Origin of the sequence: Billgrantia aerodenitrificans (assembly GCF_021404405.1) — a bacterium.
Lineage (GTDB): Bacteria > Pseudomonadota > Gammaproteobacteria > Pseudomonadales > Halomonadaceae > Halomonas > Halomonas aerodenitrificans.
Map to the genome: position 1 here is coordinate 94,456 of NZ_JABFTV010000009.1, position 15,790 is coordinate 110,245.

Consider the following 15,790-nt stretch of genomic DNA (forward strand, 5'->3'; position numbering starts at 1 on the left):
TAGCCTCCCCATCACTACAGGCCACTTCACCACAGGCTATCGATCAGATCGTCGTCCGAGGCGGTGACTACCACGGAGTTGCGACCGTCGGCCTTGGCCTGGTAGCTGGCCTGATCGGCTCGCGCGAATACGGACTCGATAGAGTCATCGCCCTCCCGAAGTGACGTGACCCCCATACTCAACGTGATGCTGTAGGTCTTGCCGGCGTTGCTAACGGTGACCTCGGAAACGGCGCGCCGCAGCGACTCGGCGATTTCTCCCGCCTGCTTGAGCGTGCAGCTGGGTAACAGCACGGCAAACTCATCCCCACCCTGGCGGGCGACATGGTCGCTGCGCCGCACCTCCCACGCCACCACTTGAGCGACGCGCCGCAGCATCTCGTCACCCAGGGCGTGACCGCCTTCGTCATTGATCGGCTTGAAGTGGTCGAGATCGAACAGGATCAGCACGGAGGGGGTGCCAGTCTTGGAGTACTCGGCCAGCGCCTCTTCCAGACGCCGTTCGAACCCGCGCCGATTGAGCAGCCCCGTCAGCGGATCGTGCTCAGCCTCCCAGCGTTGCAGCGCCTCCTGCTGCCGCCGTTCGGTAATGTCCTTGGCCATGCCCACGAAGCCCAGCGGCTGATCATTGCCCAGCACCTGGCTGGCGTGAACCTCGACCCACAGCGTCACGCCGTCGGGGTGCAGGAAGCGCAGCTGGCGTACGAAGTCGCTGCCGGTGGTCAAGGTGTAGCGCCACATGTCCTCGGTGCCACGACGGTCATCGGGGTGGATTCGCTCCCACCAGTCGCGAGCTTCATGCGTCTCTTCGAGGCCAAGCAGCTCGAGCAGCGCCGGGTTCAGATAATTGAGACGCCCTTCCAGGTCCGCCACGAACATGCCGATGGGCGTCGAGCCGAGTACGGCATCGAGAAAAGCCTGACGATCGCGCAGATGCTCCAGGGCTGCAAGCCGCTCATGCTCCAGACGGTTGAAGCTGCCGGCCACTTGGCGCAGCTCGTGCATGCTGGTCGAGAGCTCGAGATAGCGCCGCTCTCCCGCGCCGACCTGCGCAATCTGCCGCTCCAGACGATGCAGGGGCCTTAGCAGCCGCCTAACCAACCAGCGCATGGTAATCAGCATCAAGATGGCCAGAACCAGCCAGGCCCACCACAAGCGTGCCAGAAAGTCGCCCAGCGGCTCTTGAACCTGGGCTTGAGGAATGGCTACCTTGACGATCCAGTTTGCCGGCCAAATCTGGCGATAGGCCATCAGCATCGCAATGCCCTCCCCGCTCGACCCAATGGCTTCCCCCTGCCAGCCATCCAGCGCCTTCTGCAAAGTGTCGGTGTCGCTCGCCAATGACCGACCAGACGCCGATGCCCGGACGCGACGGGGATGAAAAAGCGCTTCACCGGCGGCAGTGAAGACCGATACATAGCCGGCATCGCCCAGCCGAATCTCCTCGAGGCGGCGAAAAAGACCACCATGGGTGAGGTTGATCATCCCCCCTACCACGCCATTGAAGGCGCCTTGTTCGTCGAAGCGAGGTACCAGCATCAACACCAGAGAGTCACCGCTGGCCCGGCCGGTGAACGGCTGACTCACATAGGGCCAGGGCGAATGGCGCAGCATGCGGAAATACTCCGTCGTTGCGGTTTCCAGCCCTGAGCGACCCGGCACGATGGGCCAATCGGCCACGACACGCCCATCGGCATCGGCGACCATCAGCCCCTCGAACCATTCCAGCAATACCTGGGCGTTCTCCAGCCGTGCCGGCACCTCGTTTGCCGCTACATTACGCAACCCCTGCTCGAGCCGCTCCAAGGCACGCAGCCTGCGCTCGACCTCCTCGGAGAGATCGTTGGCAATCAGCTGCGATTCGTAACGCAGATGCGCCAGATTGGCATCGTCGACGAGCCCCTTGCCGAACTGCCAGGCCAGCAGCAGAACCAGACCAACGATGACCAACCAGGTCATGGCCAGGCCCGCCAGCAGACGCCCCTGTAGCGAGCAGATCGAGCGAGCCAGAACCCCGATACGCGCCGGTACGTGCAAGTATATGTCCTCAGTCAAGGTGGATGGCGCCTGCCGTGCCGATCAGACAGGTTGTGCCGCCTTCCCCTGGCAGCCCCGCGTATTGGGAAGCAGATTTCTATTTCTCTCTTATCGGCACATCCAAAGCGAACTTGAGCCTTGAGGGAAGATCGAACAATGTTACCCAATGACGTATTTTCCCTCTCAACGGAAGGCCTCACGCCCTCAAGTTCAGTCCCATGAGGACGATATAACTCCAAAGCAGGAACACATTGGTGACAACACATAAATGAACCATCACGGTAACCGCCCACCGGGCAAACAGGCCAAGCCCTTAGCCCAGCACCCCGCCCGGCTGGTGAAGGATGCCTTCGAGCAGAGCCAGACCGGCATGGTCATCACCGATGCCGACGGGCGCATCACGATGGTCAACGACGCCTTCTGCCGTATCGCCGGCAGCGACAGAGCAGAGACGACCGGCTGGCCGATCGAGCATTTTTTCGTTTCCCTGCGCCCATTTTCGCGCCTCCCCACCTCGGGAGACAGCGCCCAGGCCACGGCACTCTCCTGGCAACAGGAAGTACTGTGCCGTCAGAGCGACGGCGAGTCGGTACCGGTTCTGATGCTGGTCGACACTCTGCTCGACGAACGAAGCAACCCGCGCGGCCGCCTCTACTCTTTCGTGCGCTTCACCACCCCGAGTGGCGAGCTGCTGGACGACCACCACTGGATACACATCGACCCGATGACCGGTCTGCCCAACTGGCTGCTGCTACGGGATCGCCTCGACCACGCCCTGGCCCAGGCAGAGCGTGTCGACACTACGCTCGCCCTGCTGTTCATCGATATCGACCGCTTCAAGGCGATCAATGATGCGGTGGGGCATATCGAAGGGGACCGCATACTGGGCGAGATCGCCCGACGGCTGCAGCAAGAGGTACGCAGCAAGGACACCCTAGCCCGACTCGGCAGCGACCAATTCGTGGTGCTACTGGAGAAGGACGGTACCGCCGAGGCAGCCCAGGTCGTGGCGGAGCGTCTGCAGGAGGCCCTGGAGCCACCTTTCACCAGCGAGGATCGATACCTGCTGCTGACCTCTTCGATCGGTGTAGCGCTGTACCCTGGCGATGCAGAGGATGTCGAGACACTGATCCAGGCTGCGCGCAGCGCCATGTTCATGGCTCGCAAGAAGGGACCTGGGCGACTGGCCTTCGTCGACCACCGCCTGACCTCACGCCTGAAAGAGAAGTACCGGCTCGAGAGTCAGTTGAGCGAAGCCATCCACCTGCCGGGCCGGCATTTCGCGCTGCACTACCAGCCGGAGTTCGATCGCAACTCGCTGCGTTGTACCGGCCTGGAAGCCATGCTGCACTGGAAGCATCCCGAACGCTGGCAACAATCACCAAACCATTACCTCGACGTGATTGCACGGCTGGGGCTCGGCGTTCGCCTCAACCGCTGGATGATCCAGGCGGTCATCGCCGACCATCGCCAGTGGAGCGACGGTGCCTCGCCCCTGGCCCAACTGCCGATCTCTCTGCACCTGTGCGAGGCACACCTGGCGCAAGACACCTTCGATAGTCGTCCCCTGGACCATTTCCTGAGGCATCTGGGCACGACGTCATTCGATTGGTTGACCCTCAAGGTGCCCGCCCAGGGACTGGGCAACGACCTGGACATGGCCGCCCACATGCTCAAGCGGCTCGAACAGCTCGGCATTCGCCTTGCCGTCGAGGAGCTCGGTAGCACCCCGGTGGATATTGCCTGGCTGTCGCGGTTGCCCTTTCACAAAGCGACCGTCGACGCACGGCTGGCACGCGCGCATCGCGATGGAAGACGCTTGGTCGAGGCATCATGCCGCATGCTCAACTCCCTCGGCATCGAGCCTGTGATCGTCGGCGTCGATGACGAAACGGTAGCGACCGACATGGAAGCCACCTCCGCTCGCCTGGTCCAGGGCGACCTGTACTGCCCCGCCATGAGCGCCAAAGCGTTGTCAGCATGGCTCACCGAACACCAGCCTCCCGAGGAGTGACACGTCACTCCTCGGATCGCTCTCACACCTGCTTCGGCCGCTCGGGAAAGGTGGGTGGGTAGGCCGCCAGGTAAGCCTGGCTGACGCGCAGCACGCGTGCGTCGTCATGCTTGCCACCGGCCAACTGGAAACCGACCGGCAGACCATCCGGCGTGAAGCCGCAGGGAATGGAAGCGGCCGGCTGCTGGCTGAGATTGAAGGGATAGGAAAACGGCGCCCACTCCGCCCAGTCGCGCATGCCACTGCCCGGCGGCACATCGTGATGAAGGGGGAAGGGGCGCACTGCCACCGAAGGTGTCATCACCAGGTGATAGCGCTGGTTGAAGTGCTCGAGCCCCTCCGTCAGCCGCGCCCGGTCCCTGAGCGCATAGAACATGTCAAGTGCACTGAGCCGCTCCGCCCGCTTCGCATCCGACACCAGGCCACTGTCCAGCAGCCGTCGCTGGCGTTCATTGTGCTCGCGATAGACGGCAAGCGAAGCGGTGAACCAAAGAGTATTGAAGATGCGGATAGGCAATTCGAAGCCGGGATCGACCTCCTCCACCACAGCCCCCAGCGCTTCCAGACGATGGGCGGCCTGACGCACGCACTCGGCCACCTCCGGCTCCACCCGGGCATAGCCCAGGGTAGGCGAAAAGGCGATGCGCATGCCCTCGATATCCTGACCCAGCTCCTCCCCCCAATCGACAGGCTGACCGCGCAGGGCGTAGGGATCACGATAATCGTAGCGCCCCATCACGTTCAGCATGCGCACCGCATCGGCCACGGTTCGCGTCAGCGGCCCAAGGTGGGAGAGCGTCGGCTCTTTGGACCGAGGCCACTCCGGCACCCAGCCGAAGGTGGGTTTGAAGCCGAACACGCCGGTAAACGAGGCGGGTATGCGGATCGAGCCACCCGAATCGCCGCCCTGGTGCAGCACACCCATGTTGAGCGCCGCAGCGACAGCGGCCCCCCCGGAAGAGCCACCCGGCGTCAGTCGCGTATCCCACGGATTGGCGGTGGCGCCGAAGACACGGTTGTCGGTAATGGCCTTCCAACCGAACTCCGGGGTATTAGTCTTGCCCAGAATCACCGCGCCGGCCTCGCGGAGCATGCGAGCCGGTGGAGAGTCCTGCTCGCAGGGAGCGTCCGACACCGTCAACGACCCTTTGCGCGCCGGCAAACCGATCGACTCGGTCAAATCCTTCAACGACACGGGAATACCGTCTAACCCGCTCAGCGGCCGCCCTGCCTGCCAGCGCTTGCTCGACGCCTCGGCAGCGGCTTCGGCGCCTTCCCTGTCGACCAGTACATAGGCATTGACAGCTTCGTTGAAGCGCTCGATGCGCTCCAGCGCCGCGCGTGTCGCTTCCAACGGCGACGCCTTGCCACTCTCGAACAGCTCTCTCAGCTGGCCAGCATCCATGGCACCCAGATCGGTATCGCTCACAAGAACCTCCTTTTTTCCAGTGAGACACTACTGATTGTGGAAAACAGGTGGCCACCAGCGCAACCACACGGCAACAGCAACGCCTTCAGCGCTTCCCTGCCAACCAGCGCCCCACCATCAGGGCGGCAGTGGCCGAAGCCGCTACCAGAACACCCTGGCGCAGCCTCGATGAGCGATAGCCGCCGTCGATCCGACGCTCCCCCCCGGGTGGCTGGAACAGATTGCCCGAAGAGCGGGGAATTGGTCTGGCACGACGCACCGAGCCATCGACCAGCGCGGCATTGAGAATGCTGTAGCCTGGCACGAAGCGCGCAAGCAGCGAGAGTATCGCGGGCAAGCCGACGTAGGCGCTGTGACGCGGACGCCTGGCCAGCCCCACGATGGCCTTCGCCGTGCGCCGGGGATCGTAGACCGGGGGCACCGGTTTGATCGCACGGCCGGTAAAGTTGCCACCGTCACGGAACCCCGGCGTGTCCATGACGGAAGGATAGACGTTGCAGACGTGCAGCTCGGGCCACTGCCGGAGTTCGCCACGCAGGCTGTCAGCAAAGGCCCGCAGGCCGAACTTGGCGGCACTGTAGGAAGCGGCATAGGGCTGCGGCGCCCAGCCACCCAGCGAGATATTGTTGATCAGGATGCCGCGGCCCTGGCGCTTGAAGTGTGGTAGCACCGCATGAGCACCGCGCAACCCGCCCAGCAAGTCGGTCTGCACCACCTGCTCGTGGACGTCGAGCGGCACCTCCTCGAACGGTCCCAGCGCTCCGACCCCAGCGTTGTTGACCCAAATATCGATGCGACCGGCCAGGTCGATGGCACTCTCCGCCAGACGGGACATCTCGTCGCTGTTGCTGACGTCGGCCACGACGATACGCGCCTGACCGCCCAGGCGATGACACGTCTCGGCGACATCGTGAAGGGCGTGACGATCACGCCCGGCCAGGAACAGCGCCGCCCCACAGCGGGCAAACTCGTAGGCCGTCGCCCGACCTATACCGCTGGAAGCCCCTGTCAGCACGACTACTGAATTGCGCAAGTCTCGCAGCTGCATTCCATTTCCTCCCTGAAGACGAATAACCTGTGAGCCACAACGTCCGGACATGCCGGGACGCAGGCCCACCCTGCCCTCAACGTAGTCAATACCGAAAGAAACCGACGAATCGCCAAGGGCCGCAGCGGCGAACACGACGAAGCCCGCTGGACGAAGACCTGGCGCATGCAGAGCGGAAAGAAGCAACGCACCCTCTCGACTTGGTCGAGGGCATAGGGAATTTTACGGGTATTTTTCGGGGTTTATGGGCACAAGAAAAAGCCGCCTGGCGCGATGCGCCAAGCGGCTGATTCGTCGAAGCTTGTTGGTGGAGCCTAGCGGGATCGAACCGCTGACCTCAACACTGCCAGTGTTGCGCTCTCCCAGCTGAGCTAAGGCCCCACGTGCACTCGCCTTGCGAGAACGAGGCGAATCTTACTCGCCACACGCAGCTCCGTCAATACCTGAACATTGATGATGGCCTTCGTTGAGAAATACCATGGAAAGCGGATACTCATTCAATTTCCCTTGTCGGGCGAGTATGGCAAGCTTGCCCAGGACTACGTGGGTTCACTCGATAGCATCGCGGAATCCGATCACGAGCCTGCGGCCCCTGCCTGACGGCAGCCGCCGTAATGACGAGGAATGTCAGCTTGATCAAGGTGCTCATTGTCGATGACCATCACCTGGTTCGTACCAGCCTCGCTCGCCTGCTGGAGAACGAAGAAGACATAGAAGTGCTGGGCGAAGCCGCCAGCGGCGAAGAAGCCGTCACGCTGTGCCGCACGCTCGAGCCGGACGTGGTACTGATGGACTTGCGCATGCCGGGCATCGGCGGGCTCGAGGCTACACGCAAGATCATGCGCAACAGCGCCGACGTACGCATTCTGGCCCTGACCGGCTTCATGGAGGACAACTTCGCCCAGCGCATGCTCGAAGCCGGTGCCGGGGGGTTCATCAGCAAGGACACCCAGGTGGAGGACATGGTCGAAGCCATTCGCAGCGTCTTTGCCGGCCACCGCTACATCAGCCCGGACATCGCCCAGCGTCTGGTGCTGTCGCGCTTCGACTCCGAGGAAAATCCGTTCGACAAGCTTTCCCAGCGCGAGCTACAGGTCGCCATGATGATCGTCAACTGTCAGCGGGTCTCGGAGATCTCCGACCGGCTGTTCCTCAGCCCCAAGACCGTCAACACCTATCGCTACCGAATCTTCGAGAAACTCGGTGTCGAAACCGACGTGGAGCTGACGCACCTGGGACTGAAGCACGGCCTGGTAGAGGGGTTCGACACCACTCCCACGAGCTGAGCGAGCGTCTGGTATCCTAGCACCATGAGCTTCGATTCACGCCAGTTCCTCGCCAACCTCACCCAGTCGCCGGGCATCTACCGCATGCTGGACGAGCACGGTGAAACACTCTACGTCGGCAAGGCCAAGCGTCTGAAGGCGCGCTTGGCCAGCTACTTCCGCGGCGCGCTCAATACCAAGACCCAGGCCATGGTGTCGCGCATCGCCGATGTGCAAGTGACGGTCACGCGCAGCGAAATCGAGGCGCTGCTGCTCGAGCAGACCCTGATCAAGGAGCTGCGTCCGCCGTACAACATCCTGCTGCGCGACGACAAGTCCTATCCCTTCGTCTTCGTCACCGACCGCCATCCGTTCCCGGCGCTCGAGTACAAGCGAGCCCGTCGGCGCCATGAGGGCGGCCGCTACCTCGGCCCCTATCCCAGCAGCAACGCCGTACGTGAAAGCCTGTCGCTGATGCAGAAGATCTTTCGCATACGCAACTGCGAGGACAGCGTCTTTGCCCATCGCACGCGCCCCTGCCTGCAGTACCAGATCCGACGCTGCAGCGCACCCTGCGTGGGCTATATCGGTGAAGCCGATTACCGTCGCGACCTTGAGCACGCGGTAATGTGCCTCGAAGGCCGCAGCGAACAGGTCACCCAGGAGCTGACCGAGGCCATGGAGACAGCCAGCCGCAATCTGGCCTTCGAGGATGCAGCCCGCCTGCGCGACCAGATCCAGCACCTGCGCCAGCTGCAGCACCGCCAGTTCGTCGACACGGAAGGCGGCGACGCCGACGTCTTTGCCCTGGCCGAACGCGAAGGAGCACTGTGCATCTCCGTACTGGCGGTTCGTCAGGGGCGGCTACTGGGCGCTCGCCATCAGGCGCCGGACAATGGCCTGGGGCTCGATCCCGCCGAGCTGCTGGGCGAGTTCGTCAGTCAGTACTACCTGGGCCAGGGGCGCGAGATACCGCGCGAGGTGATCGGCAGCCTGCCACTGCCCGACAGCGACATCCTGGAAAGCGCACTGAGCAGTCGCGCCGAGCGGCGCGTCCGGGTCACCCACAGGGTGCGTGGCCACCGCAGCCAGTGGCTGGAACTGGCCAGAACCAATGCCGAACAGCAGCTCGGCAGCCGACTGGCCAGCCAGGGCGAACTCGAGCGGCGATTCAGCAGCTTGCAAACCGCCCTGGAACTCCCCGACCCGCCCGAGCGGCTCGAATGCTTCGATATCAGCCACAGCCACGGCGAGGCCACCGTGGCCTCCTGCGTAGTATTCGACCGCAATGGTCCACGCAAGTCCGATTACCGTCGCTTCAACATCGAGGGTGAAACCGCAGGCGACGACTACGCCGCCATGCGCCAGGCACTCACCAGACGCTTTCGGCGTCTAGCCGAGGGGGAAGGCATCGCTCCCGACATCCTGCTGCTGGATGGCGGCAAGGGGCAGCTCAACCTGGCCCGCGAGGTCCTTGCCGAGCTGGGAGTCGGCAACATCCTGCTGCTCGGCGTGGCCAAGGGCACCACTCGCAAGGCCGGCCTCGAGACCCTGTTCATCGAAACCATCGATCGCACCCTCGACCTGCCAGCATCTTCACCCGGGCTACACCTGATCCAGCACGTGCGTGACGAAGCGCACCGCTTCGCCATCACCGGACATCGCAACCGCCGTGACAAGGCCCGACGCAGCTCCGCACTGGAAGGCATTGCCGGCATCGGACCCAAACGTCGGCGCGAGCTGCTGCGCTTCTTCGGCGGGTTGCAGGGGGTCAAACAGGCCAGCCGTGAAGAATTGGCCCGGGTTCCCGGCATCAGCGACGCGCTGGCCGAAGCGATTCATCGCTCCTTGCATGGATGATGGCGCCCGGTACAGATAGAATGGGGCCTCTTCGGCTTTCCTGACCTTAGGCAAGGACCCCTCGTCAATGAACATCCCCAACATCCTGACGCTGGCAAGAATCGCCTTCATCCCGCTGCTGGTGGTGTTCTTCTACCTTCCCTATTCCTGGAGCATGCCGGTGGCGGCCGGCCTGTTCGCCCTGGCCTCCGTGACCGACTGGCTCGACGGCTACCTGGCCCGTCGCTGGAATCAGTCCACCCCGTTCGGCGCCTTTCTCGATCCGGTAGCGGACAAGTTGATGGTTGCCGTAGCCCTGGCGCTGCTGATCGAGCGCTTCGACAGCATCTGGCTGACCCTGCCGGCGCTGGTGATCATCGGCCGTGAGATCGTGATTTCGGCGCTGCGCGAATGGATGGCCGAAATGGGCAAGCGCGGCAAAGTGGCCGTTTCCTGGCTGGGCAAGGCCAAGACCACCATGCAGATGATTGCGCTACTGCTGCTACTGGCTTTCGCGCCCGGCACTCAGCTCTCGCTGCTGGGCGTTTTGACCCTGCATGCGGCCGCCATCATGACGCTCTGGTCGATGGTGATGTACCTGCGCGCCGCCTGGCCCCACCTGTCCCGCGCCATGTAGGCTGACAGCAGCGAACGCCAACAAGTGATTGACACTAAGCGGCTTATCCGTATAATTCGCTCTCGAGTCGAGCGGGAATAGCTCAGTGGTAGAGCATCGCCTTGCCAAGGCGAGGGTCGGGAGTTCGAATCTCCTTTCCCGCTCCAAATCTCTTGCGGGCCAAGCTCCAGGAGAGGCGGTATCGAGAGGGTCGTGAGCCGGAACGCCGGTCCGATCGATCTCCTTCTCGCCCAATACGACTCTCAGAGGCTGGATGGCAGAGTGGTTATGCAGCGGACTGCAACTCCGTGTACGCCGGTTCGATTCCGACTCCAGCCTCCATTTCTTGTTCCCTTTCAGCTGCCTGCTCGAAACCGTGCCGCCCGGATGGCGAAATTGGTAGACGCAAGAGACTTAAAATCTCTCGGTGGCAACACCGTGCCGGTTCGAGCCCGGCTCCGGGCACCAATCCTTTCAATCTCTTACGTCATCCAATCTCTTGCTGACCTAGTGCGTGGTCGCATTTTGGTCGCAGAACCTCGGTAGCTTCCCTGCGACCTGGTCCAGTCTCGAATCGAACATGTGAGCGTATCGGCTCGTCACCACCAGACTGCTGTGGCCCAACAGCGCCTGCACCGTCGTCATCACCTCGCCGGCTTCCGCCAGTAGCGAGGCATACGTGTGACGCAGATCGTGGAACCGCAGATCCGGCCGCCCTACTGCCGCCCTCGCCTTCTCGAACGCCGACCGTAGCCGTTGCTCGCTGGTGTCGAACGGCAGTTGCTCTACCAAGGCATGGCCATCTTCCGGCAAAGGGATCACCCTCGCCTTCCCGCTCTTGGTTTGCCCTGGTCGCAACACGATGCGACCGGCCTGCAGGTTCGATCGCTCGAGACTGAGCAGCTCGCCCTTCCGCAGCCCGGTGAGGCAGGCCAGCAGAATCACCTTCCGCTCGATCTCCTTGCCTTTCGGTACCGCGGTGACCAGCTCCCGGATCTCGTCCGCCGTGAGGTAGACGTGCCGCTCGTTCTTCGGCGCCGGCTTCGAGAGCTTCGCGCCCAGCGGCTGATCGATCCAGTCCCACTCCTTGAAGGCCAAGCCCAGCACCCGCTTCACCACCTGCACGCGATTATTGATCGTGCTCTGGCTGAGTCGTGCGCCTCTCATTTCCTTGATCATGCGCCGAGCCGCATTCAGCGTCTCCTGCCCGAGCATCACGTCGGGCGCTTCCCGATCAAACCACTTCGCCACCCAGCGAATGCTTGGCCCTGGCTCTCCGTGTCGTACTCCTCGACCCAGCGCAACAACCCTTCCATGAACGTCTTGCGCCGGGCCCGCCCCATAACGCCATTGAACCGCGCCTCGTTCAGCTCAGCGCGTCGCTTCGTGGCATATTCTTCTGCATCCTCTTCTGTTGTAAACGAGCATTGATATCTGCCGCGCTCACCCGTTTCGATGACAACCCACCGATCCCGGGCGGCACGGTACCGGACCGTGACTCCCATTGTGTCCCCCCCCCTATCCCTGGGGCTGCGCTTGCAACGCTCAATGTATGCTTGCACGGCGTCGCGCTCAAATCTCACGTTGCCGCCGAGCTCGACATAGCCGATCTCGTCCTTGAGGGCATAGGCCTTGCGCTGGCTGACCTGCAGCAGCTCGGCGACCTCGCCGGGCGTCATGAGTGGTTGCATGGCTTTCTCCCCAGGCAAAAAGAAACCGCCTCGAGGGCGGCTAGTAAAGGTTTTCGCTGTAGTTCCGGGCCATCGAAGCCCGGCCCTGTTCGGTGTATCTGGTCGGCTGCCTCGGCTATCTGCCACGCCTCGGTCCGAGTCAGGAAGCTGCCCCACTGGTCGATGACCCACCTTCCATCATGTCAATCACAATTTTCAGCCTAGCGAGCTGGCCCTCAAGCGCCGCCACGACCTGTTCTCGCTCGTTTGCCAGCCTCAGTTCCTCTAACGATTCCTCGAGGCGTGCGGACAGGAGTTCGAGATCTCGCTCAGCTGCTTCCGCGCGTCTCCGCCATGCCTCAACCTCTATCTCCATCGCAGCTTGGGTCAGATCAGTCATTGTTCACCTCCTAGGCTTTTCTTAGTCGCCTGAGATTCGCTCAACCTCTGCCACACTGCGCACCACCCGCAAGGCTTGCCGGCGAGCTGATCGTTGTCGCTATTCCAAACCCCGGGAACCTTGTGGGCGTGACCGGGCGCATTGCCACCAGCTCCACGCGGAAAGATGTCAATAATGACGGCCGTGACTTGCAGAGACCGGTCGCTCTCATCCATCGGGCACCCCCAGAATGAAAGTTGCTAGGCTGAAATGGGCTCAGTGTTCGTAATGTGACGTACATTTCTATGCCGTCCATTGCACGGCATGGCGGGTCGCGCTCCTCCTCTTATCTCCCCGGCAGAGGGCCGGAGAGCGCAGGATTATATTCGCGGTTACTCATGCTTCATTGTCATATTTCTGTAATATTACGTAGATTTGTGTTTCCTCTCAGTCGGCTTGGCGGCGGGGTTCAGCTGCCTCTCGACGAATGAACGCTTCCAGGGCCTCGGGGTGAACCATGGCGCTCCGCTGATATTTCGCTAGCAGGCCGCCCAACGCCTCAGCTTGCTTCTCCGCGATCAGGCGGGCGAGGCTGGTTGTGGTGGGCTTGTCGGCCAAGGCTTCTTCCACCTCAGCGGCGTGTTCATCATCTGCGCCACTATCGGCCTCGGGGTAGGCGTCCCGATACCATTCTAGGCCGGTCATGGAGCGCTCCAGCAGCTCGGACAGCCGCTCCACATGCGCCGCCAGGGCGCTGTACTGTACTGCTCCTCTTTTTGGATTGCGCGCCTCACCAGGCCCTCACGGTGGCGAAGCCGGGTTTCCAAGGCGTCACGCTCCTGACCTATCGATGGCCTTCCCCCGGCCATGCGCTGCACGTTCTCCCAGGTCTCCTCATAGATCGGCCAGCCGGACTCGACGCAAACACACTCCATCGGTGGATGCCCGATCTGCTCCAACCAGAGGCGCAGTTCCTCGTCCAGTTCCGGCGTCAGGTGCTTACGCTTGACCACCCAGTAGCGATGCTCACGTTGAAATTCAGCCATTCTCCACCTCCTCGCTCTCTTCCCGCCACGGCTCCCGCGCCTTGATCGGGCTGCCGCACATCACGCAGCGGTGGTGGTGCCGGTCAGCCGACCGAAGTCGGCGATTGCGGCCGGGTCCAAGTCAACGCCGCCGATGCAGCGAAAACGGGCTTCCATGCTGCCGACGCGGGCATGGCCGCGGTTGAAACCCTTGGCGCCGGCACCCAGGCCCCAAAAGAGGTGGAAGTGTTTGACCTCGCGTTGCTCGAGCATGCTGTTCTCCTAGAAACTAAAAAGCCCAGCGCGAACTGGATAAACGTGAAAAGCGCGGCACCAGGGACCGCAGCGAAAGGGTTAAGCTGAAGGGGTACCCACAGACGCAGGGCATCATCATGAAAAAGCGCTACGTGCTCCCACTGGCTCTTTCACTGAGCTTCTCGACCGCCACCCTTGGGCAGGAAAGCAGCAGCCTTCCAGCAGCCATGAATGTGATCATGGTGGTGACAGACGATGGCGAGGTTCAGCTCTACGAGGCACAGCAGGAAGCGCCGATGCTCATGCTTGAGGATCCGGACAGACCCGGCTCTTACGTCACCCTGTCCAGTCTCGAAGGCGGCGATCCGCAAGCGGTGTTCTTCCCGCCTGGGTACCACTTTGAACCTGGCTCGCAGGGCAGCATGGTCTTGGGCCAGCGCGTGCCTGAAGAGCGGCAACGAAGCGTGGTTGGCTCCCTGGTGGATTACGCATCCAACCACGCCATTGCCGCCGCTGAAGCCTTCTGCGGTAGCCAGAACATGCGTCCAGAGTCGATCAGTGTGGCGGCCGGCGCCGGGCTGCAGGTCTCCGTGACATGGAATGTGGAACGGGCCTGTCAGGCCGGGGAGTAGGTTGAACCCTTATTAATTCCTCAGAAAGGCCACTCTTTAGGCGGCCATATGGGGGTATAGATTACCGTCGAGATGGAATTGTTTTCTTTAGGCTTCTAGTCGTTCTCTCGACTATGAACGCCCGATATAGAAAAGCATCAAGAATCTCGGCCAATCCTTTTAATTCTATGAACGAGGGCTTCCATCCTCTATGTGCTGCTGCGCTTCCTGCATCAGTCAGTGCTAGTAAAGCATCGTGTTCCTCCAAGCTAATCTTTCTCCTACCAAGAAGAGTCTGAATCTTTTTTCGAAAAGAAAGATTTGCATCAACCCCAATTAGCTCTGCTGCATAATCAAAAGCAGTTCGAATCCCGGTCCCAGCCAAAATATTTAGATTATTATCTATTGCCACTCTCACCTCAGTAACAATCTCATCTAATCTAGCATCAATTCGTATTAGCTGTTTATGCCACTCAGGACGCGGCAGTTTTTCTGTAATGGGCCAAGTGGTTTCGATGTCACCATCATCTCCTTCAACCTCTCCCGTTCTTTCGTCGTACCATGTATTACTATACTCAGAACAATATTCAGTACTCTGAAAGAAGGCAGTCTCGCATCCGCGGCACTCCACAATGCGGAACACGTTACCTCCCCAGATTGATCCGCCTTCGTCAGACCACTCTTTTGAATGTACGGCGACAACATCGCACTTCCTATACCCTAAGCACTTTGGGCAGCTCGACGTGACCACCTTATCTCTGATATCAACCACATTTTTTCTCACATAAGCTATATCAACAGCATGCAGCTTACTCGATTGAAATATCTTTTTGCTAGCAATGTCCCAGCTTCTCCTCCTAGGCGCAGCCTTGGCACAGCCAGAGCGGTTGAATTCGTGGGGGCGTGACGTGCCCCGGTCGGCATTGCCCACACCTACCGCTTGGCGGTGCCGCTCATCCCGTTACAGCCGACCCCATGGCGGTGGTGGCGAGGTAGAGCGAAGGAGGTCGGCGCGTCGCCGCAGCTCGTGGATATTCGGTGCTGGTAACCCACCGGCCGTGCCCGTCCGTGCGAGCAGCGCGGTGACGGCCGGATGTGCGTGTCAGGCGGCCTTTCGCCGTTGCCGGGCGGCATCGACGCGGCCAATGGTCATAACCGGCCAGGACTGCCAGATCTCTTTGGGCAGGAACCGGCGCAATGTGTGGAGGTGACGCCGATGGCGCCGGCGAGATCGGAGCGGGAGAGGCGGCGGCCGCGGTATTCCTTGGCGATAGCCACCAGGGGCTTGCCGTGGGCGGCCTCGGAGTTTTGGATTGCCTGGGCGCTACAGTGCCGCGCGTGCTTCAGGCCTCGCTCCGCTGCTCGGCGCCTCACAACTGCCGGGGTGTGGCCGACGATTTGGCCGATTTTGTCAATAGGGGTGCCGATGCTGTAGTGGTGATCCTGCAGCTCCAGTTTCCGACCATTCCATTCACGCCAGCGGATACTTATCTTTACTAGGTACCTGCCACGTAGGCCTCGCTAGTGCCGGCGACGAACAGTGCTGTGCTGTAGTGAAAGTCATAGCGAATGGAAAGCTCATGAAGCATGGCCCGCTCGCCGA

15 protein-coding genes and 4 tRNA genes are annotated in these 15,790 nt (G+C 61.7%); 8 read left to right on the top strand and 11 right to left on the bottom strand.

From position 1 onward, the window contains the following. Positions 1-26: 26 nt before the first annotated feature. Entirely contained in the window at positions 27-1,958 is a 1,932-nt protein-coding gene (locus HOP59_RS16975; protein ID WP_141638642.1) for a sensor domain-containing diguanylate cyclase, read from the bottom strand. 346 nt (positions 1,959-2,304) lie between these two features. Between HOP59_RS16975 and HOP59_RS16980 the strand changes: the two genes are divergently transcribed. After that, positions 2,305-4,050: a putative bifunctional diguanylate cyclase/phosphodiesterase gene (locus tag HOP59_RS16980; protein ID WP_234254753.1), complete on the top strand. Its 1,746-nt coding sequence runs from the start codon at positions 2,305-2,307 to the stop codon at positions 4,048-4,050. A gap of 22 nt (positions 4,051-4,072) precedes the next feature. Here HOP59_RS16980 and HOP59_RS16985 read toward each other — a convergent pair whose 3' ends face one another. The 3 genes from HOP59_RS16985 to HOP59_RS16995 all read right to left on the bottom strand — a co-directional run bounded on the left by HOP59_RS16985 (position 4,073) and on the right by HOP59_RS16995 (position 6,908). After that, positions 4,073-5,479: an amidase gene (locus HOP59_RS16985; RefSeq protein ID WP_234254754.1), complete on the bottom strand. Its 1,407-nt coding sequence runs from the start codon at positions 5,477-5,479 to the stop codon at positions 4,073-4,075. 85 nt (positions 5,480-5,564) lie between these two features. Beyond that, complete coding sequence (locus HOP59_RS16990; RefSeq protein ID WP_234254755.1) at positions 5,565-6,527, bottom strand: SDR family oxidoreductase; 963 nt, start codon at positions 6,525-6,527, stop codon at positions 5,565-5,567. 305 nt (positions 6,528-6,832) lie between these two features. Further along, a tRNA-Ala gene (locus tag HOP59_RS16995) sits at positions 6,833-6,908 on the bottom strand. A 251-nt stretch (positions 6,909-7,159) separates the two neighbouring features. Here HOP59_RS16995 and uvrY point away from each other — a divergent pair. The 6 genes from uvrY (at position 7,160) to HOP59_RS17025 (ending at position 10,715) form a co-directional block, all read left to right on the top strand. Next, positions 7,160-7,813, top strand: coding sequence for a UvrY/SirA/GacA family response regulator transcription factor (uvrY, locus tag HOP59_RS17000; protein ID WP_010628998.1), 654 nt, complete (start codon positions 7,160-7,162; stop codon positions 7,811-7,813). Between the two features lie 24 nt (positions 7,814-7,837). After that, the gene (gene uvrC, locus HOP59_RS17005; protein ID WP_234254756.1) at positions 7,838-9,652 is read left to right on the top strand and encodes an excinuclease ABC subunit UvrC; all 1,815 of its coding nucleotides are present in this window, start codon (positions 7,838-7,840) and stop codon (positions 9,650-9,652) included. A 67-nt stretch (positions 9,653-9,719) separates the two neighbouring features. Continuing rightward, on the top strand, positions 9,720-10,268 hold the full coding sequence (pgsA, locus tag HOP59_RS17010; RefSeq protein ID WP_234254757.1) for a CDP-diacylglycerol--glycerol-3-phosphate 3-phosphatidyltransferase: 549 nt from the start codon (positions 9,720-9,722) through the stop codon (positions 10,266-10,268). 71 nt (positions 10,269-10,339) lie between these two features. Then, positions 10,340-10,414: transfer RNA gene (locus tag HOP59_RS17015), tRNA-Gly, on the top strand. A gap of 101 nt (positions 10,415-10,515) precedes the next feature. Then, positions 10,516-10,589 (top strand) — tRNA-Cys (locus tag HOP59_RS17020). Positions 10,590-10,628: 39 nt separating this feature from the next. Continuing rightward, positions 10,629-10,715: transfer RNA gene (locus HOP59_RS17025), tRNA-Leu, on the top strand. A gap of 39 nt (positions 10,716-10,754) precedes the next feature. On the opposite strand, the gene HOP59_RS17030 is transcribed toward HOP59_RS17025, so the two are convergent. From HOP59_RS17030 to HOP59_RS17055, 6 genes are all read right to left on the bottom strand, one after another. Further along, positions 10,755-11,462, bottom strand: a complete 708-nt coding sequence (locus HOP59_RS17030; RefSeq protein WP_234254826.1) for a tyrosine-type recombinase/integrase — start codon at positions 11,460-11,462, stop codon at positions 10,755-10,757. Then, entirely contained in the window at positions 11,462-11,938 is a 477-nt protein-coding gene (locus HOP59_RS17035) for a helix-turn-helix domain-containing protein (protein WP_234254758.1), read from the bottom strand. The genes HOP59_RS17030 and HOP59_RS17035 overlap by 1 nt, the downstream gene beginning before the upstream one ends. A gap of 139 nt (positions 11,939-12,077) precedes the next feature. Next, on the bottom strand, positions 12,078-12,317 hold the full coding sequence (locus tag HOP59_RS17040; protein WP_234254759.1) for a hypothetical protein: 240 nt from the start codon (positions 12,315-12,317) through the stop codon (positions 12,078-12,080). 426 nt (positions 12,318-12,743) lie between these two features. Continuing rightward, on the bottom strand, positions 12,744-13,001 hold the full coding sequence (locus HOP59_RS17045; protein WP_234254760.1) for a hypothetical protein: 258 nt from the start codon (positions 12,999-13,001) through the stop codon (positions 12,744-12,746). Continuing rightward, positions 12,998-13,342 (bottom strand): hypothetical protein, encoded by a 345-nt coding sequence (locus HOP59_RS17050; RefSeq protein ID WP_234254761.1) that lies wholly within the window; start codon positions 13,340-13,342, stop codon positions 12,998-13,000. The genes HOP59_RS17045 and HOP59_RS17050 overlap by 4 nt, the downstream gene beginning before the upstream one ends. Positions 13,343-13,402: 60 nt before the next feature. Further along, positions 13,403-13,594 (bottom strand): hypothetical protein, encoded by a 192-nt coding sequence (locus tag HOP59_RS17055; RefSeq protein WP_234254762.1) that lies wholly within the window; start codon positions 13,592-13,594, stop codon positions 13,403-13,405. 119 nt (positions 13,595-13,713) lie between these two features. Between HOP59_RS17055 and HOP59_RS17060 the strand changes: the two genes are divergently transcribed. After that, positions 13,714-14,208 (top strand): hypothetical protein, encoded by a 495-nt coding sequence (locus tag HOP59_RS17060; RefSeq protein ID WP_234254763.1) that lies wholly within the window; start codon positions 13,714-13,716, stop codon positions 14,206-14,208. A 61-nt stretch (positions 14,209-14,269) separates the two neighbouring features. Here HOP59_RS17060 and HOP59_RS17065 read toward each other — a convergent pair whose 3' ends face one another. Next, positions 14,270-15,118, bottom strand: coding sequence for a DUF4145 domain-containing protein (locus HOP59_RS17065; protein WP_234254764.1), 849 nt, complete (start codon positions 15,116-15,118; stop codon positions 14,270-14,272). Positions 15,119-15,790 lie beyond the last annotated feature (672 nt).